We start from the raw sequence: 20,453 nt of genomic DNA, 5'->3' as shown, positions 1-20,453 counted from the left end.
TCGCGTTTGACAAAAAGTGACCCGCCGTAAGGGCGGAAAGGTGACTCAGCGCCACCTGCGCGAATGAATGTCTACCCGATGTGAAAGCCCACATTTTCGGAAAAGCAAGAGCGAGAGCAAGAGCTTATGTGGCGGTTTTCAAACGGAGAAAAGTCCGTTTACGATGGCGACGCTTACTCACCTTTTCGCCCTTACGGCGAGTCACTTTTTGTCAGACGCGACAAAAAGTAACCAAAAAACGCTGCGCTCCCGTCATCCGGCCCCTACGCTGCGCTCCGGGGTTCCCTCACTCCGGCCTTGCTCCCGGGAGGACCGCGCCGAAGGCCCCATCCTGGGGCCTCAGCGCTTGACGGGCATCCATGCCCGTCACCTCCCTCCGCAAGGCCTGCGTTCGGCCTCCTGAAGTCGCGAAGATCAAGATCAAGATCAAGATCAAGATCAAGATCAAGATCAAGATCAAGATCAAGATCAAGATCAAGATCAAGATCAGCTAGCGAAGCAGCACAGTACAGTTTTCGCTGGTTATTTCGGTTGACTGTATTGCTCGGTCACTCCGCATAATGGCACCTCAAATTGACCCGGAGGTGGCATGCGCAAGACAGTCCTGGTACTGGTGGAAACCGTCGACGATTACCTGCCCATGCTGGAACAGGCCGGCTATCGCCTGATTCGCGCCCCCTCACCGCAACTGCGCGCCCAGGCCATCCAGCGCCATGCCGACGACATCGACGCCGTGCTCACCCGCGGCCCGCTCGGCCTGACCGCCAGCGAAATCGACGCCCTGCCCAAACTGCAGATCATCTGCGTGATCGGTGCCGGCTACGAACAGGTCGACCTCGCTGCCGCCGCCGCGCGCGGCATCACCGTCACCAATGGCGCCGGCGCCAATGCCGACGCCGTAGCCGACCACACCCTGGCCCTGCTGCTGGCGCTGCTGCGCGACATCCCCCGCGCCGACGCCAGTACCCGCCGCGGCGAGTGGAACCGCGTTATCAGCCCCTCGGTCAGCGGCAAACGCCTGGGCATTCTCGGCCTCGGCGCCGTCGGCCTGGCAATCGCCAAACGCGCCCACCTCGGCTTCGACATGCCCGTCAGCTACCACAGCCGCACACCACGCCAGGGTACCCCCTACACCTGGTACGACAGCCCCCTGCGCCTGGCCGAAGCCGTCGACATCCTGGTCGTGGCCACCCCCGGCGGCGCCAGCACCCGCCACCTGGTCGATGCCCAGGTGCTCGCCGCCCTGGGCGCCGAGGGCTACCTGGTGAATATCGCCCGCGCCAGTGTGGTCGATACCCAGGCCCTGGTCGCCGCGCTGGGTGACGGCCAGCTGGCGGGCGCGGCACTCGACGTGTTCGACGACGAACCGGCCGTACCCGATGCCCTCAAGGCCCTCGGCAACACCGTGCTCACCCCCCACGTGGCCGGCCAGTCGCCAGCGGCCGCACGCGATACGGTGGCCCTGGTGCTGCGCAACCTGCAGGCGTTCTTTGCCGGCGAGGCCGTGTTGACCCCGGTACGCCAGTAACCCTTTTCATACAATCTGCCTGGCATCGGCCTGGCAACAAGGAGTGTGTGCATGCAGCTAGAAATCTTTCAGGTCGATGCGTTTACCGCCGAGCCGTTCGGAGGCAACCCGGCTGCGGTGATCCCGCTGCAAAGCTGGCTGCCGGACGATGTGCTGCAGCGCATTGCCGAAGAAAACAACCTGTCGGAAACCGCCTATTTCGTGCGCAACGGCGAAGCCTTCGACCTGCGCTGGTTCACCCCGACCGTGGAAGTCGATCTGTGCGGCCATGCCACCCTGGCCTCGGCCTATGTGCTGTTCGAACAACTGGGCGAGCAGGCCCAGGTGCTGCGCTTCAACACCCGCAGCGGCGAGTTGCGCGTCAGCCGCAATGCCGACGGGCTGCTCGCCATGGACTTCCCGGGCAAGCAGCCGCTCGCCGTGGAAGCGCCCGCCGGGCTGCTGCAGGCGTTGGGCCTGAGCCAGGCGCAGGCGATCTATCGCAGTGACGACTATGTGGTGGTGATCGATGACGCCCTGCTGCTCGACACCCTGAAGCCAGACTTCGTCGCGCTGTCGGCCTTCGATGTACGTGGCATCGCCGTGACCGCGGCAGGCCGTGGCTTTGATTTCGTCACCCGCTGGTTCGGCCCGCGAGTGGGGGTGAACGAAGACCCGGTGACCGGTTCGGCGCATACCTCGCTGGCGCCGGTGTGGGCGCAGCGGCTGGGCAAGCATGTGCTGAGCTGCGAGCAGGGCGGCGCGCGCAAGGGGCAATTGCACTGCGAAGTACCGGGCAATGGCCGCGTGATCATCAGTGGGCGGGCGGCGTTGTACCTGCGCGGTACGCTGTACATCTGACCCCGGAAACCCCTGGGCTGCCTGTGCCGGCGCTAAGGCCGCCACAGGCGTCTATACTGGCTGGCCCATCTTCTGCTGAGGGAACCAGCCATGCCCCTGACCAAACACGGCAGCTGCCTGTGCGGCGCCACCCGCCTCACGGTCACCGTCGACAATACCCAGATCAGCGCCTGCCACTGCAGCATGTGCCGCAAGTGGACCGGCGGCCCCCTGCTGGTGGTGCATTGCAGTCAGCCACCGCTGATCGAAGGGCGCGCCGCCAGCGTCTATGAATCTTCCGAATGGGCCCAGCGCGGTTTCTGCGGCCAGTGCGGCACGCACCTGTATTACCGGCTCAAGGCCAATGATTTTCACGCCGTGCCGGTCGGCCTGCTCGACGGCGACCAGGCATGGGAATTCGACCTGCAGATTTTCGTCGAAGAAAAACCCGCCTGGTATTGCTTCGCCAACCAGACCAAGGAACTGACCGGCCAGCAAGCTTTCGAGCAGCTCGGCTGAACAGCGCCTGGCTTGCCAAAGCGGCGCATTCCTGAGAAAACGGCGGCTTTGTTTTCAGCGTTGGAGTTTGCCCGTGAGCCAAGAACTGCAGATCATCGACCTGGTCGAGGGGGATGGCAAAGCCGCCGTCAAAGGTGCCCTGATCACCACCCAGTACACCGGCTGGCTGGCCGACGGCAGCGAGTTCGATTCGTCCTGGTCGCGCGGCAAGCCGTTCCAGTGCGTGATCGGTACCGGCCGGGTGATCAAGGGCTGGGACCAGGGCCTGATCGGCATGCGCGTTGGCGGCAAGCGCAAGTTGCTGGTACCGGCGCAGCTGGGCTATGGCGAGCGCAGCATGGGCAAGATCCCGCCGAATTCGGACCTGACCTTCGAGATCGAACTGCTGGAAGTGCTGACGCGGGATGATTGATCAGCACGCTACCCGCTGCTTTCACAATCCGGCAACACCCGCCCCTTAAGGTAAGCCTTGCCAAGGGAACGGCATTCACTTCCAGGGAGGAACCAAACGGGTTCCGGGCACTCTCACCCACACTCGTTGCCAAGGACGGCATTCACTACAAGGATGCCCCGCGGCGCTGCTGGCGGGGCGATGTGGCGGGTCAACCCGATTCTTTCTGCCACACGAGCCTGCCTTGATGAAGTTGCCCACATTCTTCCGCCGTCGTCGTCACTCGCTGCTGAGCCTGGCCCTGGCAGCGGTCGCCGTACCGTTGGCGCTGGAGGCTGTCGACAGCCGGGCGCAACCGGCCGATGGTACCCAGACCCTGGTGTTCCTGCGCCACGCCGAGAAGCCGGGCGAGGGGCTGGGCCAGTTGAACTGCCAGGGCCTGAACCGCGCGCTGGACCTCGCGACCGTGCTGCCCGAGCGCTTTGGCAAGGCCGACTACGTGTTCGCTGCCAACCCTTCGCGGCATGTCGAAGAAGGCAGCAAGGACGAAAGCTACAGCTACATTCGCCCGCTGATGACCATCAGCCCCAGCGCGATCCGCCTGGGCCTGCCGGTGAACATCGATTACGGCGCCAACGACACCGAAGCGCTGGCCGACGAACTGCTGCGTGACAAGTACCGCAACGCCACGGTGTATACCGCCTGGTCGCATGGCTACCTGCCCGAGCTGATCAATACCGTGGCAGGCAAGGCGCTGGGAGAGGAACGGGTGATTACCGAGGACTGGAGCGGCGACGACTTCGATACCCTCTACGTGCTGACCCTGACCTGGCACGATGGCAAGGCCAGCCTGCTCAGCCGCAATGTGCGCCAGGGCCTGAACGATGGGGCGCGTAGCTGCCCGACCTGATCCGCTGGTACTGCACGCAGTGGTTGGCCAGAATGATGCTTCGACAGGACCGGCCTCTTCGCGGGTAAACCCGCTCCCACAGGTACTGCACAGCCCCCGCGAGCAATGCGGTCCCTGTGGGAGCGGGTTTACCCGCGAAGAGGCCGGGTCAGCGAAAGATACCTAACGGCCGAAACGCATCGGCCAACCCAGCACTTTCTTCGGCCTGGGCGTGGCATAGGTGCGCACCTTGGAGGTGCTCAAGCCCATGCGCACCAGCGCCTCGGCAATGGTCACCGCCGCGCTCACACCGTCCACCACCGGCACCCCGGTGCGTTGACGGATCTGCTCGTCCAGCCCGGCCATGCCGCCGCAACCCAGGCAGATCACCTCGGCCTTGTCGTCACGCACGGCGCGTTCGGCCTGCTCGACGATCGCCTCGACGGCGCGCTGCGGGTCGGCTTCCAGCTCCAGCACCGCCAGGCCACTGGCGCGCACCGAGGCGCAGCGCTCATACAGGCCGGACAGCTTCAGGCGGTCTTCGATCAGCGGCACGGTGCGGTCCAGGGTGGTCACCACCGAGTAGGCGTGGCCCAGGTACAGGGCGGTGCTGGCGGCGGCATCGGTGATATCCACCACCGGCACGTCGAGCAGTTCCTGCAGGCCTTCGCGGCCGTGTTCGCCGTAACCCGCCTGGATCACGGCATCGTACGGGCCCTCGTAGGCCAGCACCCGGTCCATCACCGCGATGGCGGCCAGGTAGCTTTCGAAATTGCCTTCCACCGATTCAGCGCCGAACCACGGGGTGAGGCCGATGATTTCGGTGCCGGGCGCGGCTACCGCACGGGCCTGCTCGGCAATGGCCTGGGTGATGGCTTCGGTGGTGTTGACGTTGGCGATCAGGATACGCATGGGTTGTCCCCCGGGTCAGTGGCTGCTGTGGTCGACGGCAATGCATTCGCCGCTGACGTCGTGGTACTGGCGGTTGCGTGGCGCGATCAGCAGGTAGACCGCCGCGGCGATGCCGGCGCCGATCAGCCAGGAGAACGGCGCAATGCCATGGAAGTTCGGCACCAGGGCCAGGACGATGGCCAACAGCGCGGCCGGCACGAAGGCGGCCACGGCGCGCAGGTTGATGCCTTTGCTGTAGTGGTAGGCGCCGGCCGGGTGCTCGGTGTACAGCTCCGGCACGTTGATACAGCCTTTGCGCAGCAACCAGTAGTCGGCCATGATCACCCCGTACAGCGGGCCAAGCAGGGCGCCCAGGCCGGACAGGAAGTACACGATCACCAGCGGGCTGTTGTACAGGTTCCACGGCAGGATCAGCACGGCCAGGGTGGCGCTGATGAGCCCGGCCCGGCGGAAGTTCAGATGACGTGGGGCCAGGTTGCTGAGGACGAAGGCCGGGGCGACGAAGTTGGCCATGATGTTCACCGCCACGGTGACGATCAGGAAGGCCAGGCAGCCGAGTACCAGGAACGGTGTGCTGGGAATGGCGGCGACGATCTGCGTCGGGCTGTCGATGATCTGGCCGTTGATCTGGAACTGCGCACCGCACAGCACCACGGTGATCATGGCGAACACCAGGATGTTCACCGGCAGGCCCCAGAAGTTGCCGACGCGGATGGTCTTGCGGCACGGCGAGGAGCGGGCGAAGTCGCAGAAGTTGAGCACCAGGGTGCCGTAGATCGCCAGCCACAGCGCGCCGCCAGCGAAAATGTTGCGCCACATCTCGTAGCCGCTCAGCGGCGCCGCCACCGACCAGGCGATGCGGGCGTCGGCCTTGAGGTACATGAACACCGCCAGGGCGGCGACGGTCAGCAGGATCACCGGGCCGGCGAAGGCCTCGTAGCGGCGCACCATCTCCATGCCGTAGGCGAGGATCACCAGCTGCGCCAGCCAGATCGACACGAAGCACACCCAGCCCAGGCTCGACAGGCCGAGGATGCTGTCGTGGTCGTAGGCTGCCATCTGCGGCCATACGGCGGTGAGCAGCACGCGCAGCACCACCGAGGCCAGATAGGTCTGGATACCGAACCAGGCGATGGCGATGACCGCGCGGATCAGCGCCGGGATCTGCGCGCCATGGATGCCGAAGGCGATACGGCTGATGACCGGGAACGGCACGCCGGTCTTCTGCCCCATGTAGCCGGACAGGTTCATGAAGAAGTACACCAGCGCTGCGCCAATCGCCAGCGACAGCAATATTTGCCAACCACCCAGGCCGAGGGCGAACAAGCCCATGGCGAACGAGTAGTTGGCGATGTTGTGCACATCGTTGGTCCACAGCGCAAAGATGCTGTAACCGCCCCAGCGGCGGCCTTCGCTGCGCGTGGGGGCGAGGTCGCGGTTATGCAGGCGCGGGCTCAGGGCAAGTTCCGGCTGGCTGCCGGCGAGCGGCGAAGCGGGGTGGGTGCTGGCGACGGATAGTTCAGGGGCAAGGTCGAGGCTGGTACTCATTCCGGCGGGCTCCTGATGCACGTGGACTGCGATGAGCGGGCATGCGCACGGGCTCGCCATCTCGTCGGTGCAGCGTTGGCATCACAGGGTTCTGGGCGCGACGGCCGAAGTCTGTTCGGCGCCGCGGGTTCTTGTGTATTTATGTTTTGCTCGGTTTGTATACAAAACACGAACACACAAAAGCCAGTTCCATGCCAAGGGAACAGCAACTTTCAACTTGCCATCATTTTGAATCTATCTCTTTGAAAGATAAGTTTATGAAACGCGGGCGATATAAGTTGACCGAATGAACAGTTTTAATTTTTCAGAGGTATTGTTAGTTGATCAAATGGTCAAAATTAGTTGCGGGAAAGGTGTAACGTATTGGGGCGTTACCTTGGAAAGTGCACACAAAAATGGCACCTAAGGTGACATTCTTGTGTACAAAAAATAGTCAGCTTTTTCCGGGCCGGCCTCTTCGCGGGCGCGCCCGCTCCCACAGGGACCTCACAGGCTGTGGATTTCCTTGTGGGAGCGGGTTTACCCGCGAAGAGGCCGGCACAGCAGGCAATCAGCCCATCGGCGGCAACCGCCGCTTCACCGGGCTTTTCTTGATGATCGCGGTATTGGTCTCGGCCAGCACATTGATGCGGTCGAGCAGGGTGTCGAGCTGTTCCATCGAGCGCACATGCAGCCGGGCAATGAAGCAGTCCTCGCCGGTGACCTTGTCGCACTCGGTGAATTCGGCAATGGCAATGATCTGCCGCTCCACCTCCTGCAACTGCCCGGGCAGCGGGCGAATGCGTACGATGGCCTGCAACTGGTAGCCGAAGGCGCGCGGGTCGACCTCGACGGTATACCCACGCAGCACACCGCGTTCCTCCAGGCGGCGCAAGCGCTCGCTGACACTCGGCGCAGACAGCCCGCTGACCTGCGCCAGGGCCTTGAGCGAGCGGCGTGAGTCTTCCATCAGCGCATTGATCAGCAGTTGGTCGATGGCATCGGTCATGTTCACCTCAACAGGTCATTGGCGGAATTTGCCTTGATAGTAAAGGCAAGCATGGAGTTATGCCTTGGTTATCCGCTGGAAGGCTGACCGACAACCTTTGCATACTGTAGTCATCGTCAACAGGAGGTGTGAGATGGACAGTTCATTGCGTCGTGGCTCGCTGGAAATGGTCGCCGCCATGCTGATTTCCGGGACCATCGGCTGGTTCGTGCTGGTGTCCGGCCAGCCGGTGCTCGAGGTGGTGTTCTGGCGCTGCGTGTTCGGCGCTGCGACCTTGCTGGTGATCTGCGCGGGCTTCGGTTACCTGCGGGCCGGTGTCATCAGCCGCACGGCCTTCTTGCTGGCGATTGCCAGCGGCGTGGCCATCGTCGGCAACTGGCTGCTGCTGTTCGCCTCCTACTCGCGGGCATCGATTGCCATCGGCACGGCGGTGTACAACGTGCAGCCGTTCATGCTGGTGGGCCTGGCCGCGCTGTTCCTCGGCGAGCGCATCACCCTGGCCAAGGTGACCTGGCTGAGCGTGGCCTTTCTCGGCATGCTGGCCATCGTCAGCGCCCATGGCGCGGGGCAGGGCGGCGGCGAGGACTACCTGCTGGGCATTGCCCTGGCGCTGGGCGCGGCATTCCTTTATGCCATCGCGGCGTTGATCATCAAACGCCTGAGTGGCACGCCACCGCACCTAATCGCGCTGATCCAGGTGGCCACGGGGGTGCTGTTGCTGGCACCATGGGTCAAGCTTGGCGGGTTGCCTGCTGAAGTGCCGGCGCTGGCCAGCCTGGTGACCCTGGGCATGGTGCACACCGGTTTGATGTACGTGCTGCTGTACAGCGCCATTCAGCGCTTGCCCACGGCGTTGACCGGGGCGCTGTCGTTCATTTACCCGATCGCGGCCATTCTGGTGGACTGGGTGGCGTTCGGGCATCGGTTGGCACCGTTGCAATGGCTGGGGGTAGTGTTGATCCTGCTGGCTGCCGCGGGCATGCAGCAGGGCTGGTGGTTCCGGCCAGCGCGGGTTGTGGCCGAGGAATGAGGTGGCCTTGCGGGCCTCTTCGCGGGTAAACCCGCTCCCACAGGGATTTCACATCGCTTCAGGATGGTGGGGGCCTTGTGGGAGCGGGTTTACCCGCGAAGAGGCCCGCAAGGTAGAATGCCGCTCTTTGCCAGCATGCGACCCATAATGACTTCGCCCATCCAGACTCTGGAGCAACACCTGCTCGCCGCCCTCGACCCTGCCCCGCAGGAAACCCGCCGCCTGTTCCATGGCCGCGGCCGCTGCTGGGCGGGCCTGGAGCAGGTCACCGTCGACTGGCTGCAAGGGGTGCTGTCGGTGGCCCTGTTCCGCGAACCGCCCGAGGGCCAGTTGGGCGAACTCGAGACCATGTTGCGCAGCCTCGTCGAGCGCCCGCAGTGGCGCGGCCAGGCCATCCTCATCCAGCACCGCTACCTGCCCGACAGCCCCGGCCAGTGGCTGCTGGGCGAGCCGTGCCAGCAGCGCGAAGTGGTCGAAGACGGCCTGACCTACCTGCTGGACCTGGGCGTGCGGCAGAACAACGGCCTGTTTCTCGACATGCGCTACGGGCGACGCTGGGTGCGCCAGCAGGCGGCGGGCAAGCGGGTGCTGAACCTGTTCGCCTACACCTGTGGTTTCTCGGTGGCGGCGATTGCCGGCGGTGCCGAGCAGGTGGTGAACCTGGACATGGCCAAGTCGGCACTGTCGCGCGGGCGCGACAACCACCGCCTGAATGGCCACGACGCATCGCGCGTGGCGTACCTGGGCCATGAGCTGTTCAAGTCGTGGGGCAAGGTGCGCAAATACGGCCCCTACGACCTGATCATCATTGACCCGCCCACCTTCCAGCGCGGCAGCTTCGTGCTGACCCAGGATTACGCGAAGATCCTCCGCCGCCTGCCGGAGTTGCTGAGTGCGCAAGGCACGGTGCTGGCGTGCGTCAACGACCCGGGGATCGGGCCGGAGTTTCTGATCGAGGGGATGGCCGAGCAGGCGCCGGGGCTGGCGTTTGTCGAGCGGCTGGAGAACCCGCCGGAGTTTCCGGATGTGGACCCGGCGGGGGGCTTGAAGGCCTTGGTATTCCGCCAGGTCTGATGTAGCCCTTGCTGGCCCCTTCGCGGGTAAACCCGCTCCCACAGGGTTACCACAGGGCTGAATGTTGTGGGGTCCCTGTGGGAGCGGCTTTAGCCGCGAAGAGGCCGAGCCTGCCTACATCAATTACTGATTGTTGCTGTAAACCTGGTCAAACACCCCACCATCATTGAAGTGGGTTTTCTGCACGGTACGCCAGTCACCAAAGGTCTTCTCGACCGACAGGAAGTCCACTTTCGGGAAACGGTCGGTGTACTTCGCCAGTACCGTCGCATCACGCGGGCGCAGGTAGTTTTGCGCGGCGATTTCCTGAGCCGCTGGCGACCACAGGTACTTCAGGTATTCCTCGGCTGCGGCCTGGGTGCCTTTCTTCGCCACCACCTTGTCGACCACGCTCACCGGCGGTTCGGCTTCGGCGGAAACGCTCGGGTAGACCACTTCGAACTGGTCGCGGCCGAACTCGCGGGCGATCATTTCGGCCTCGTTCTCGAAGGTCACCAGCACGTCGCCGATCTGGTTGGTCATGAAGGTGGTGGTGGCGGCACGGCCACCGGTGTCCAGCACCGGCGCCTGGCGGAACAGCTTGCCGACGAAATCCCTGGCCTTGTTTTCGTCACCGCCTTGCTTGAGCACATAGCCCCAGGCCGACAGGTACGTATAGCGGCCGTTACCCGAGGTTTTGGGGTTGGGCACGATCACCTGCACGCCGTCCTTGAGCAGGTCGGGCCAGTCTTTCAGGGCCTTGGGGTTGCCCTTGCGCACGATGAACACGGTGGCTGAGGTGAACGGCGCGCTGTTGTTCGGCAGGCGGCTGACCCAGTTGTCCGGCACCAGCTTGCCATTGTCGGCCAGGGCGTTGATGTCGGTGGCCATGTTCATGGTGATGACATCGGCCGGCAGGCCATCGATCACCGCCCGTGCCTGTTTGCTCGAGCCGCCGAAGGACATCTGCACGTTGACCTTCTCGTTGTGCTCGGCTTCCCAGTGCTTCTGGAAGGCCGCGTTGTAGTCCTTGTAGAAGTCGCGCATCACGTCGTAGGAAACGTTGAGCAGGGTAGGGGCGGCCTGGGCGAAATTGCCCAGGGCCAGGCCTGCGGCGAGCAGCGAGGCGGTGAAGAGTTTTTTCACGTTGCTTCCTTGTTGTCGAGAAGGTGTTGGCAGTTTGCCTGCGACTATAGCGGGTGGGTTTGTAACGGTTAAAGAACTAAAACTGCTTTGGTTATGCTGCCACCTTTACTGGCCCTATCGCCGGCAAGCCAGCTCCCACAGGTACTGCGCAGGTCCTGGGCATGTGCAGTACCTGTGGGAGCTGGCTTGCCGGCGATAGGGCCAGTGCAGGCGACATCAGTGCTTGGGAAACAGCACATTACCGCAGCGGGAGCAGTACGCCGCCCCATGCTCATGGCTTTTCTTGCTGCAGGTCGGGCAGTCATGCTGCAGCTGTTCCCCACGCATGGCATTAGCCAGCTCAGCGGTGAATATCCCGGTCGGCACGGCAATGATCGAATAACCGATGATCATCACCAGCGACGAAATCACCTGCCCCAGCGGCGTCTTCGGCACGATGTCGCCAAACCCCACCGTGGTCAGGGTGACGATGGCCCAGTAGATCCCTTTGGGAATGCTGGTGAAGCCGTGTTCCGGCCCTTCGATCACGTACATCAGCGTACCGAACACCGTCACCAAGGTAGAAACGCTGACCAGGAACACGATGATCTTCTGCTTGCTGCCGCGCAGCGCTTCTATCAGGTAGTGCGCCTGCTTGAGGTACGGGCTGAGCTTGAGCACGCGGAAGATCCGCAGCATGCGGATCACGCGGATGATCAGCAGGTACTGGGCGTCGCTGTAGTACAGGGCGATGATCCCCGGCACGATCGCCAGCAGATCGACCAGGCCATAAAAGCTGAAGGCATAGCGCAAAGGCCTGGGCGAGCAGTACAGGCGGGTGAGGTACTCGGCGAGGAAGATCGCGGTAAAGCCCCATTCGATCCCGGCCAGCAGGCCGGCGTAGCGCTGGTGCACCTCGTCGATGCTGTCGAGGATGACGGTAACCAGGCTGGCCAGGATGATCAGCAGAAGAATCTTGTCGAAGCGTCTTCCAGCTACGGTGTCGGACTGGAAGACCATGATGTAAAGCCGCTCGCGCAGGCTTGCAGGGTTGTTCATCGGCTCGTTCCCAATTGCGATGGGCTGAGCCTAGGGGCTGCGTTTCAGCTGTGCAAGCGGCTGGCATCACGCTGCCGGGGCTGGGCCAGGTGGCTGCCCAGGTGCATCAGCCAGCAGGCGGCGACGAAGGGGGCGGTCAGGCCGGGCACCGGTAGCAGCTTGAACAGCGGTTGCAGCAGCAGCGCGAGGGCGATCGCCAGCAGCGTTACCCAAGGCTTTTCACCTTGCCTGCTGAAAGCCAGCGCCGCCAGCGCAGCGTTGAAACCATAAAGGCCCAACCACGCCGCCTGCGCCTGGTCGGCGAGCAATGCCACGCCCCCCCCAATGGCCGAGCCGATCACCGCCCACAGCGCGGCATAAGGGTTGGCTATCAACATCCCGACAATGATCAGCAACCCGGCCAGCGGCTGGTCGAGCAGGAAAATCTGCCCGACGCCGCGCGCCAGTGCATACAGCGGCTCGGCCTCGACGAAGCCGCTGGGCGCGGGGCTGGCGACCAGCAATACCGCCCAGCCAAGCAGCACGAACGGCGCGGTGTAGGCGACCAGCAGCTTGCCGCCGCGCTTGCGCCATTGGTGGGTGATGATGCTCGACAGGCCGCCAGCAGCGAGGATCACTGGCGGCAGGATGGCCGACCAGGGCAGCACGGCGCTGATCAGGATGCCGATCAGTACGCCGTTGTAGCAGTACAGGCCGGCCTGGCGGTCGGCGCGGTCGTAGCCGCGGCGCTGCGCGGTGAGCAAGCCGGCGAGAGCGCCGAGCAGGGCGCCGCCGACCAGGTCGGGGGCGGTCAGCAAAATGGCCAGCAGGCAGCACAGGCCGCACAAGGGGTTGCGCAGCAGCAGCACCCGGCTGAAGCCGTTGAGTAACGCCGTGGCCCAGTCGGGGCACGGGTTGACGAAATGTTTGCTGTACATGGGGCAGTCAGTGAGGTTGATGGCGTGCGGTGGGCCTCTTTGGGCCTCGGGTTTTCCGCAGGTTTGGTGTTCGGGGAGGGCTTTGCCCTCCAATCGCGACACAAGGCCGCTCCCACAGGGGCCGTATTATCTTGTGCTGACGCGGTCCCTGTGGGAGCGGCCTTGTGTCGCGAAAGGGGCGCAGAGCGCCCCCGGCATTCTCAGATCAAGTTCTCGATCCGCAGCGTGTTAGTCGACCCTGGCTTGCCGAAAGGCACACCGGCGGTGATCAGCAGCGTGTCGCCACGGCTGGCCATGCCTTGTGCCTGGGCGATCTCCAGCGCGGTAGACACCACTTCATCGACCTGGCGCAGGCGGTCATTGACCACCGAATGCACGCCCCAGGCCACGCTCAGGCGGCGTGCGGTGGTCAGGTTCGGGGTCAGGTTGAGGATCGGTGCCCGTGGCCGTTCGCGCGCCGCGCGCAGGGTCGAGGCGCCCGATTCGCTGTAGTTGACCAGCACCGCCACCGGCAGGATGCCGCTGATCCGGCGGATCGCGCAGCTGATGGCATCCGACACGGTGGCCTCGGCCTTCGGCCGACCGACATCGAGCTGGGCCTGGTAGTCCGGGCCGTTCTCTACCTGGCGGATGATCTTGCTCATCATCTGCACGGCTTCCAGCGGGTAGTCGCCCGAGGCGGTCTCGGCCGACAGCATCACCGCATCGGCGCCTTCGGCGACGGCGTTGGCCACATCGGTGACTTCGGCACGGGTCGGCGCTGGCGAGAAGCGCATCGACTCGAGCATCTGCGTGGCCACGACCACCGGTTTGCCCAGCTGGCGGCAGGTGCCGATGATGCGTTTCTGGATCTGCGGCACGCTTTCGGCCGGCACTTCCACGCCCAGGTCGCCACGCGCCACCATGATCGCGTCAGCCAGCTCGGCGATAGCTTGCAGTTGTTCGACCGCAGATGGCTTCTCGATCTTCGCCATCAGGTAAGCGCGGTCGCCGATCAGCTGGCGCGCTTCGACGATGTCTTCGGGGCGCTGCACGAACGACAGGGCTACCCAGTCCACGCCCAGCTCCAGGCCGAAGGCCAGGTCGCGGCGGTCTTTCTCGGTGAGCGGCGAAAGGTCGAGCACCGCTTGCGGTACGTTGACGCCCTTGCGGTCGGACAGCTCGCCACCGTTGAGCACTTCGGTGTCGATGGCGTCACTGTGCTTGGCGGTGACGCGCAGGCGCAGCTTGCCGTCGTCCAGCAGCAGGTCCATGCCGGGCTCGAGCGCGGCAATAATCTCCGGGTGCGGCAGGTTGACCCGGCGGCTATCGCCCGGGGCCTTGTCCAGGTCCAGGCGCAAGGCCTGGCCGCGTTGCAGCTGCACCTTGCCGTCGGCGAAGCGGCCGACCCGCAGCTTCGGCCCTTGCAGGTCCATGAGGATGCCCAGCGGGTAATTCAGCTGCTGCTCGACTTCGCGGATCCACTGGTAACGCAGGGCGTGGTCGGCGTGCTCGCCGTGGCTGAAGTTGAGGCGGAAGATGTTCACCCCGGCTTCGACCAGTTGGCGGATGTCGTCGATGCCGTTGATCGCAGGGCCAAGGGTGGCGAGGATTTTGACTTTTTTATCAGGCGTCATGATTGGGCAGTCTCGAGGATCAGGATGGCGCGGAAGTCGTTGACGTTGGTGCGGGTCGGCTCGGTGACGATCAGCGCATCCAGCGCGGCGAAATAGCCGTAGCCGTTGTTGTTGTCCAGCTCGTCGCTGGCCGACAGGCCGAGCGCTTCGGCGCGGGCGTAGCTGCTCGGGGTCATGAAGGCGCCGGCGTTTTCTTCCGAACCGTCGATGCCGTCGGTATCACCGGCCAGGGCGTACACGCCCGGCAGGCCTTTCAGGCTTTCGGTGAGGCTGAGCAGGAACTCGGCGTTGCGCCCGCCACGGCCATTGCCGCGCACGGTCACGGTGGTCTCGCCGCCGGAGAGGATCACGCAGGGCGCCTTCAGCGGCTGGCCGTGCTGGACGACCTGGCGGGTGATACCGGCGTGGACCTTGGCCACTTCGCGCGACTCGCCTTCCAGGTCGCCGAGGATCAGCGGGCTGAACCCGGCCTGGCGGGCTTTGACCGCGGCAGCTTCGAGCGACTGCTGGGGCTTGGCGATCAGCTGGAAGTGGCTGCGGGCCAGGGCCGGGTCATCGGCCTTGACGGTTTCCGAGGCGGGGTTGTTGAGCCAGTCGATGACGGCTTTCGGCGCTTCGATGTTGTAGCGTTTGAGGATGGCCAGGGCATCGGCCGAGGTGCTCGGGTCGGCCACGGTAGGGCCGGAGGCGATCACCGTGGCGAGGTCGCCCGGTACATCGGAAATGGCGTAGGTGTACACCGTGGCCGGCCAGCAGGCCTTGGCCAGGCGGCCGCCCTTGATCGCCGAGAGGTGCTTGCGCACGCAGTTCATCTCGCCGATGGTGGCGCCGGATTTGAGCAGCGCCTTGTTGATCTGTTGCTTGTCAGCCAGGGTCAGGCCTTCGGCGGGCAGGGCCAGCAGGGCAGAGCCACCGCCGGACAGCAGGAAGATGACGCGGTCTTCTTCATTGAGGTTGCTGACCAGCTCCAGCACGCGCTTGGCCACGGCCAGGCCGGCGGCATCGGGGACCGGATGGGCGGCTTCGACCACCTCGATCTTCTGGCAGTTGGCGCCATGACCGTACCGTGTGACGACAAGCCCGGAGACTTCGCCCTGCCAGCTTTTCTCGACCACTTCGGCCATGGCGGCTGCGGCCTTGCCGGCGCCGATGACGATGACCCGGCCGCTGCGGTCGGCGGGCAGGTAGGGTTCGAGGACTTGACGGGGGTGGGCGGCGGCGATGGCTGTGTCGAACAGCTCGCGGAGAAGTTTTTGCGGATCGACCGACATGGCAGGCTCCCAATTATTGTTGTTCTGCAGAATCGAAAACGCCCCTGGAACTGCCTCCGTGCAGGCCGAACCAGGGGCGGGTGTTGCTCGGTGCCACCTATGGGCCTGTGGTCGCAGGTTCATAGGTGTTGGCTTCTTCGCGGCGGTTCGGCGCTCCGACTTGCCCGCTCCCACAGGATTTTCGCTGCCCTCAGGCCTGTGGAGTACCTGTGGGAGCGGGCATGCCCGCGAAGAGGCCGGTGAAGGTTATAAAGTGTTTATTTGTCGTCGCGGATCGAGAAGTTGGCCATGTGCTCCAGGCCTTTGATCAGCGCCGAGTGGTCCCAGTTGCCACCGCCCAGGGCCTGGCAGGTGTTGAACACTTGCTGGGCGTTGGAGGTGTTGGGCAGGTTGATGCCCAGTTCCTTGGCGCCTTGCAGGGCCAGGTTCAGGTCCTTCTGGTGCAGGTTGATGCGGAAGCCTGGGTCGAAGGTGCCTTTGATCATGCGCTCGGCGTGCACTTCGAGGATTTTCGAAGAGGCGAAGCCGCCCATCAGGGCTTCACGTACCTTGGCCGGGTCGGCGCCGTTCTTGGCGGCGAACAGCAGGGCTTCGGCAACGGCCTGGATGTTCAGGGCGACGATGATCTGGTTGGCGACCTTGGCGGTCTGGCCGTCACCGTTGCCACCGACGCGGGTGATGTTCTTGCCCATGGCTTCGAACAGCGGCAGGGCGCGCTCGAAGGCTTTCGGGCAACCACCGACCATGATGCTCAGGGTCGCGGCCTTGGCGCCGACTTCACCGCCGGACACCGGGGCGTCCAGATAGGCAGCGCCAGTGGCCTTGACCTTCTCGGCGAAGGCTTTGGTGGCGGTAGGCGAGATCGAGCTCATGTCGATCACCACCTTGTTCGGGCCCACGCCTTCGGCGACGCCGTTTTCACCGAACAGGACGCTTTCGACCTGTGGGGTGTCCGGCACCATGATGATGATGAACTCGGCTTCCTGGGCCACTTCCTTCGGGTTGGCCAGGGCCACTGCGCCAGCGGCGATCAGGTCGGCCGGGGCGGCGTCGTGGTGGGTGGAAACGAAGATGCTGTGACCTGCTTTCTGCAGGTTCTGCGCCATGGGCTTGCCCATGATGCCGGTGCCGAGGAAACCGATTTTAGCCATGAGAAATTACCTCTTTGTATTTGTTGAATCTCGATGGAGCAGACTGTGTAGGTTCCCTTGTTGGACACAAAACCCTGTGGGAGCGGGTTTACCCGCGAAAGCGGCAGTGAAGCCAACATCGCATTCGCGGGTAAACCCGCTCCCACAGTGTCTGGTGTCTCCCGGGGGCCTGTGTTCAGCCGTTCAGATTGCGTTATGGGTCTTCAGCCAGCCCAGGCCCGCTTCGGTGGTGGTCAGCGGCTTGTACTCCGCGCCCACCCAGCCCTGGTAGCCGATGCGGTCCAGGTGCTCGAACAGGAAGCGGTAGTTGATCTCGCCGGTGCCGGGTTCGTTGCGGCCCGGGTTGTCGGCCAGCTGGATGTGGTTGATCAGTTTCAGGTTGGCTTCCATGGTCCGCGCCAGGTCACCTTCCATGATCTGCATGTGATAGATGTCGTACTGCAGGAACAGGTTGTCGCTGCCAACCTCGGCCTGGATTTCCAGGGCCTGCTGGGTGGTGTTCAGGTAGAAGCCGGGGATGTCGCGGGTGTTGATCATTTCCATGACCAGGCGGATCCCGGCGGCTTTCAGCTTGTCGGCGGCGTAGCGCAGGTTTTCCACGAAGGTCTTGCGTACGGTGGCGCAGTCCGGGCCTTGTGGACGAATGCCGGCCAGGGCGTTGACCTGGGTGTTGCCCAGCACCTTGGCGTACTCGATGGCCTTGTCTACGCCAGCGCGGAATTCTTCGACACGGTCGGGGTGGCAGGTGATACCGCGCTCACCTTTCGACCAGTCGCCCGCCGGCAGGTTGAACAGCACCTGGGTCAGGCCGTTGGCCTCCAGCTGCTGCTTGATTTCGGCGGCGCTGAAGTCGTACGGGAAGAGGTATTCGACGCCGCTGAAACCAGCGTCGGCGGCAGCCTTGAAGCGGGCCAGGAAGTCCTGTTCGGTGAACAGCATGGACAGGTTGGCAGCGAAGCGAGGCATGGTTGTCTCCTTGCGATGAAGGCCCCCAGGGCAAGCCTGGGGGCGTCAGGCGATCAGTCCAGCAGCGAGATGGCGGTTGGCGCGTCGTTGCCGACCAGGGCCAGGTCTTCGAACTCGTTGACCGCGTTGATCTCGGTGCCCATGGAAATGTTGGTCACACGCTCGAGGATCACTTCGACCACGACCGGCACGCGGAACTCTTCGGCCATCTTCTGCGCCTTGAGCAGGGCAGGGGCGATCTCGGCCGGCTCGAACACACGGATGGCCTTGCAACCCAGGCCTTCGACCACGGCAACGTGGTCGACACCGTAGGTGGCGGCGTCGGTCGAGTTGATGTTCTCGAACGCCAGTTGTACACAGTAATCCATGTCGAAGCCACGCTGCGCCTGGCGGATCAGGCCCAGGTAGGCGTTGTTCACCAGTACGTGCACGTACGGCAGGTTGAACTGCGCACCCACCGCCAGTTCTTCGATCATGAACTGGAAGTCGTAGTCACCCGACAGGGCCACGACCTTGCGCTTGGGGTCGGCCTTTACCACGCCGAGGGCGGCAGGAATGGTCCAGCCCAGCGGGCCGGCCTGGCCGCAGTTGATCCAGTGGCGTGGCTTGTACACGTGCAGGAACTGCGCGCCGGCAATCTGCGACAGGCCGATGGTGCTGACGTAGCAGGTGTCCTTGCCGAATACCTGGTTCATTTCTTCGTACACGCGCTGCGGCTTGACCGGCACGTTGTCGAAGTGGGTCTTGCGCTGCAGGCTGGCCTTGCGCTGCTGGCAGTCTTCCAGCCAGGCCTTGCGGCACTTCAGCTTGCCGGCGGCTTTCCACTCGCGGGCCACTTCGAGGAACACGTCCAGTGCCTTGCCGGCGTCGGAAACGATACCCAGGTCCGGGGTGAACACGCGGCCGATCTGGGTTGGCTCGATGTCCACGTGGACGAACTTGCGGCCTTCGGTGTACACGTCGACGGAACCGGTGTGGCGGTTGGCCCAACGGTTGCCGATACCGAACACCAGGTCGGATTTCAGCAGGGTGGCGTTGCCGTAGCGGTGCGAGGTCTGCAGGCCGACCATGCCGACCATCTGCGCGTGGTCATCGGGGATGGTGCCCCAGCCCATCAGGGTCGGGATTACCGGTACACCGGTCAGCTCGGCGAACTCGACCAGCTTGTCGCTGGCGTCGGCGTTGATGATGCCGCCACCGGCTACCAGCAGCGGGCGTTCGGCGTCATTGAGCAGGGCCAGGGCTTTTTCGGCCTGGACGCGGGTGGCGGACGGCTTGTGCACCGGCAGCGGCTCGTAGGCGTCGATGTCGAATTCGATTTCGGCCATCTGCACATCGAACGGCAGGTCGATCAGCACAGGGCCAGGGCGGCCGGTGCGCATTTCATAGAAGGCCTTCTGGAAGGCGTAAGGCACCTGGCCTGGCTCCAGAACGGTGGTGGCCCACTTGGTGACCGGCTTGACGATGTTGGTGATGTCGACAGCCTGGAAGTCTTCCTTGTGCAGGCGGGCACGTGGCGCCTGGCCGGTGATGCAGAGGATCGGGATGGAGTCGGCGGAGGCACTGTACAGGCCGGTGACCATGTCGGTGCCGGCTGGGCCGGAGGTGCCGATGCACACGCCGATGTTGCCCGGGTTGGCGCGGGTGTAACCCTCGGCCATGTGCGAGGCACCTTCGACGTGACGAGCGAGGACGTGATCGATGCCACCGACTTTCTTCAGGGCCGAGTACAACGGGTTGATGGCAGCCCCCGGGATGCCGAACGCGGTATCTACACCTTCACGGCGCATGACCAGAACGGCTGCATCGATTGCTCTCATTTTGCTCATGGTTTGTGCCTCATCGATTTTGTAATTGTATACAACTTGCTTTGTGCCAGAGTGTATTCATGGCTGGCGGCTCAGGTCAACGGGTTTTCGTCGCCTGCGATCGCTTTCGTTTGAGCGCCCGTGAAAACGGCGGTTTGCGCCATCGCATACGATCGTTTCAAAATATTGTATACAAAAATACATCCCGTTGTGTTCTATTTGTTCTATCGGTTTTCAACTGCCCTCAGGGCTTCTCACAACAAGAAGAGGACCTTTCCATGAACGCTTTGAACCTGAAAGTCGCGGTCAGCCTGGTGAACGCCGCGCTGGCGGCGGGCCGCAAGATCAACGCCGCGCCACTGACCGTGGCGGTGCTCGATGCCGGTGGCCACTTGTTGGCGCTGCAACGCGAGGATGGCGCCAGCCTGATCCGCCCGCAGGTGGCCACCGGCAAAGCCTGGGGTGCGGTTGCCCTGGGCAAGGGCTCGCGCTTGCTGGCGCTGGATGCGCAGCAGCGGCCGGCATTCTTTGCCGCGTTGAACGGCCTGGGCGAACGGCCGGTGGTGCCGGCGCCGGGTGGCGTGCTGGTGCGTGATCAGGACGGCAAGGTGCTGGGTGCGGTCGGGATCAGCGGGGATACGTCGGATATCGACGAGCAGTGCGCGATCAGTGCGATCGAGGAGGTAGGGTTGCGGGCGGATGCTGGGGTAGCCGCGTAAGGCTCAAGATAGTTGGGGCCGCTTTGCGGCCCAATCGCGACACAAAGCCCCGCCCCCCCGGGGTTTTGAAAAAGCAGGGGGGGCGGGCGTGTGGGGGGCTTGGGGGGGCAAACACCCCCCCAGGCCCCCGCCGGGCCCCCCAGG

At 64.0% G+C, this 20,453-nt stretch carries 20 protein-coding genes; 9 read left to right on the top strand and 11 right to left on the bottom strand.

The features are described from left to right. Positions 1-359: 359 nt before the first annotated feature. From C6A77_RS26100 to C6A77_RS07065, 6 genes are all read left to right on the top strand, one after another. Positions 360-494, top strand: a complete 135-nt coding sequence (locus C6A77_RS26100; RefSeq protein ID WP_275937123.1) for a hypothetical protein — start codon at positions 360-362, stop codon at positions 492-494. A 95-nt stretch (positions 495-589) separates the two neighbouring features. Beyond that, on the top strand, positions 590-1,528 hold the full coding sequence (locus C6A77_RS07085) for a 2-hydroxyacid dehydrogenase (RefSeq protein WP_114168820.1): 939 nt from the start codon (positions 590-592) through the stop codon (positions 1,526-1,528). Positions 1,529-1,579: 51 nt separating this feature from the next. Further along, the gene (locus C6A77_RS07080) at positions 1,580-2,368 is read left to right on the top strand and encodes a PhzF family phenazine biosynthesis protein (RefSeq protein WP_114168819.1); all 789 of its coding nucleotides are present in this window, start codon (positions 1,580-1,582) and stop codon (positions 2,366-2,368) included. Between the two features lie 90 nt (positions 2,369-2,458). After that, entirely contained in the window at positions 2,459-2,866 is a 408-nt protein-coding gene (locus C6A77_RS07075) for a GFA family protein (protein ID WP_114168818.1), read from the top strand. Positions 2,867-2,939: 73 nt separating this feature from the next. Next, complete coding sequence (locus C6A77_RS07070) at positions 2,940-3,278, top strand: FKBP-type peptidyl-prolyl cis-trans isomerase (protein WP_114168817.1); 339 nt, start codon at positions 2,940-2,942, stop codon at positions 3,276-3,278. 226 nt (positions 3,279-3,504) lie between these two features. Then, a complete protein-coding gene (locus C6A77_RS07065; RefSeq protein ID WP_114168816.1) occupies positions 3,505-4,167 on the top strand; it encodes a histidine phosphatase family protein in 663 nt (220 codons plus the stop codon). A 162-nt stretch (positions 4,168-4,329) separates the two neighbouring features. Here C6A77_RS07065 and C6A77_RS07060 read toward each other — a convergent pair whose 3' ends face one another. The 3 genes from C6A77_RS07060 to C6A77_RS07050 all read right to left on the bottom strand — a co-directional run bounded on the left by C6A77_RS07060 (position 4,330) and on the right by C6A77_RS07050 (position 7,594). After that, a complete protein-coding gene (locus C6A77_RS07060) occupies positions 4,330-5,058 on the bottom strand; it encodes an aspartate/glutamate racemase family protein (RefSeq protein WP_114168815.1) in 729 nt (242 codons plus the stop codon). 15 nt (positions 5,059-5,073) lie between these two features. Next, positions 5,074-6,606, bottom strand: coding sequence for an NCS1 family nucleobase:cation symporter-1 (locus tag C6A77_RS07055; protein ID WP_114168814.1), 1,533 nt, complete (start codon positions 6,604-6,606; stop codon positions 5,074-5,076). Between the two features lie 550 nt (positions 6,607-7,156). Beyond that, positions 7,157-7,594 carry an Lrp/AsnC family transcriptional regulator gene (locus C6A77_RS07050; protein WP_114168813.1) on the bottom strand — a complete coding sequence of 146 codons (438 nt, stop codon included), beginning with the start codon at positions 7,592-7,594 and terminating at the stop codon, positions 7,157-7,159. A gap of 133 nt (positions 7,595-7,727) precedes the next feature. On the opposite strand from C6A77_RS07050, the gene C6A77_RS07045 reads away from it, so the two are divergent. Continuing rightward, the gene (locus tag C6A77_RS07045) at positions 7,728-8,624 is read left to right on the top strand and encodes a DMT family transporter (protein WP_114168812.1); all 897 of its coding nucleotides are present in this window, start codon (positions 7,728-7,730) and stop codon (positions 8,622-8,624) included. 117 nt (positions 8,625-8,741) lie between these two features. Next, positions 8,742-9,698 carry a class I SAM-dependent methyltransferase gene (locus tag C6A77_RS07040; protein WP_114168811.1) on the top strand — a complete coding sequence of 319 codons (957 nt, stop codon included), beginning with the start codon at positions 8,742-8,744 and terminating at the stop codon, positions 9,696-9,698. Positions 9,699-9,821: 123 nt separating this feature from the next. Here the strand turns inward: C6A77_RS07040 and C6A77_RS07035 are convergent, their stop codons facing one another. From C6A77_RS07035 to gcl, 8 genes are all read right to left on the bottom strand, one after another. Further along, positions 9,822-10,823 (bottom strand): sulfate ABC transporter substrate-binding protein, encoded by a 1,002-nt coding sequence (locus C6A77_RS07035; protein WP_114168810.1) that lies wholly within the window; start codon positions 10,821-10,823, stop codon positions 9,822-9,824. A gap of 216 nt (positions 10,824-11,039) precedes the next feature. Then, positions 11,040-11,861 carry an ion transporter gene (locus tag C6A77_RS07030; RefSeq protein ID WP_114168809.1) on the bottom strand — a complete coding sequence of 274 codons (822 nt, stop codon included), beginning with the start codon at positions 11,859-11,861 and terminating at the stop codon, positions 11,040-11,042. Positions 11,862-11,905: 44 nt separating this feature from the next. After that, on the bottom strand, positions 11,906-12,778 hold the full coding sequence (locus C6A77_RS07025) for an urea transporter (RefSeq protein ID WP_114168808.1): 873 nt from the start codon (positions 12,776-12,778) through the stop codon (positions 11,906-11,908). A 200-nt stretch (positions 12,779-12,978) separates the two neighbouring features. Then, the gene (pyk, locus tag C6A77_RS07020) at positions 12,979-14,394 is read right to left on the bottom strand and encodes a pyruvate kinase (protein WP_114168807.1); all 1,416 of its coding nucleotides are present in this window, start codon (positions 14,392-14,394) and stop codon (positions 12,979-12,981) included. After that, complete coding sequence (locus C6A77_RS07015) at positions 14,391-15,665, bottom strand: glycerate kinase (protein WP_114168806.1); 1,275 nt, start codon at positions 15,663-15,665, stop codon at positions 14,391-14,393. Before C6A77_RS07015 ends, pyk begins: the two co-directional genes overlap by 4 nt. A gap of 257 nt (positions 15,666-15,922) precedes the next feature. Beyond that, positions 15,923-16,816 (bottom strand): 2-hydroxy-3-oxopropionate reductase, encoded by an 894-nt coding sequence (locus C6A77_RS07010; protein ID WP_114168805.1) that lies wholly within the window; start codon positions 16,814-16,816, stop codon positions 15,923-15,925. A gap of 183 nt (positions 16,817-16,999) precedes the next feature. Then, positions 17,000-17,782 carry a hydroxypyruvate isomerase gene (hyi, locus tag C6A77_RS07000; protein WP_114168803.1) on the bottom strand — a complete coding sequence of 261 codons (783 nt, stop codon included), beginning with the start codon at positions 17,780-17,782 and terminating at the stop codon, positions 17,000-17,002. Positions 17,783-17,835: 53 nt separating this feature from the next. Then, positions 17,836-19,611, bottom strand: a complete 1,776-nt coding sequence (gene gcl, locus C6A77_RS06995; RefSeq protein WP_114168802.1) for a glyoxylate carboligase — start codon at positions 19,609-19,611, stop codon at positions 17,836-17,838. A 257-nt stretch (positions 19,612-19,868) separates the two neighbouring features. Between gcl and C6A77_RS06990 the strand changes: the two genes are divergently transcribed. Then, positions 19,869-20,309: a heme-binding protein gene (locus tag C6A77_RS06990; RefSeq protein ID WP_114168801.1), complete on the top strand. Its 441-nt coding sequence runs from the start codon at positions 19,869-19,871 to the stop codon at positions 20,307-20,309. Positions 20,310-20,453 lie beyond the last annotated feature (144 nt).

This window comes from Pseudomonas sp. AFG_SD02_1510_Pfu_092 (assembly GCF_003331055.1).
Classification (GTDB): domain Bacteria; phylum Pseudomonadota; class Gammaproteobacteria; order Pseudomonadales; family Pseudomonadaceae; genus Aquipseudomonas.
Note: the sequence above shows the minus strand (reverse complement) of the source record. Positions and strands in the feature narration are given on the sequence as shown.

Coding starts and splice junctions, on each gene's coding strand:
- C6A77_RS26100 (WP_275937123.1), top strand. CDS start 360: ATGCCCGTCACCTCCCTCCGCAAGGCCTGCGTTCGGCCTCCTGAAGTC.
- C6A77_RS07085 (WP_114168820.1), top strand. CDS start 590: ATGCGCAAGACAGTCCTGGTACTGGTGGAAACCGTCGACGATTACCTG.
- C6A77_RS07080 (WP_114168819.1), top strand. CDS start 1,580: ATGCAGCTAGAAATCTTTCAGGTCGATGCGTTTACCGCCGAGCCGTTC.
- C6A77_RS07075 (WP_114168818.1), top strand. CDS start 2,459: ATGCCCCTGACCAAACACGGCAGCTGCCTGTGCGGCGCCACCCGCCTC.
- C6A77_RS07065 (WP_114168816.1), top strand. CDS start 3,505: ATGAAGTTGCCCACATTCTTCCGCCGTCGTCGTCACTCGCTGCTGAGC.
- C6A77_RS07060 (WP_114168815.1), bottom strand. CDS start 5,058: ATGCGTATCCTGATCGCCAACGTCAACACCACCGAAGCCATCACCCAG.
- C6A77_RS07055 (WP_114168814.1), bottom strand. CDS start 6,606: ATGAGTACCAGCCTCGACCTTGCCCCTGAACTATCCGTCGCCAGCACC.
- C6A77_RS07050 (WP_114168813.1), bottom strand. CDS start 7,594: ATGACCGATGCCATCGACCAACTGCTGATCAATGCGCTGATGGAAGAC.
- C6A77_RS07045 (WP_114168812.1), top strand. CDS start 7,728: ATGGACAGTTCATTGCGTCGTGGCTCGCTGGAAATGGTCGCCGCCATG.
- C6A77_RS07040 (WP_114168811.1), top strand. CDS start 8,742: ATGCCGCTCTTTGCCAGCATGCGACCCATAATGACTTCGCCCATCCAG.
- C6A77_RS07030 (WP_114168809.1), bottom strand. CDS start 11,861: ATGAACAACCCTGCAAGCCTGCGCGAGCGGCTTTACATCATGGTCTTC.
- C6A77_RS07025 (WP_114168808.1), bottom strand. CDS start 12,778: ATGTACAGCAAACATTTCGTCAACCCGTGCCCCGACTGGGCCACGGCG.
- pyk (WP_114168807.1), bottom strand. CDS start 14,394: ATGACGCCTGATAAAAAAGTCAAAATCCTCGCCACCCTTGGCCCTGCG.
- C6A77_RS07015 (WP_114168806.1), bottom strand. CDS start 15,665: ATGTCGGTCGATCCGCAAAAACTTCTCCGCGAGCTGTTCGACACAGCC.
- C6A77_RS07010 (WP_114168805.1), bottom strand. CDS start 16,816: ATGGCTAAAATCGGTTTCCTCGGCACCGGCATCATGGGCAAGCCCATG.
- hyi (WP_114168803.1), bottom strand. CDS start 17,782: ATGCCTCGCTTCGCTGCCAACCTGTCCATGCTGTTCACCGAACAGGAC.
- gcl (WP_114168802.1), bottom strand. CDS start 19,611: ATGAGCAAAATGAGAGCAATCGATGCAGCCGTTCTGGTCATGCGCCGT.
- C6A77_RS06990 (WP_114168801.1), top strand. CDS start 19,869: ATGAACGCTTTGAACCTGAAAGTCGCGGTCAGCCTGGTGAACGCCGCG.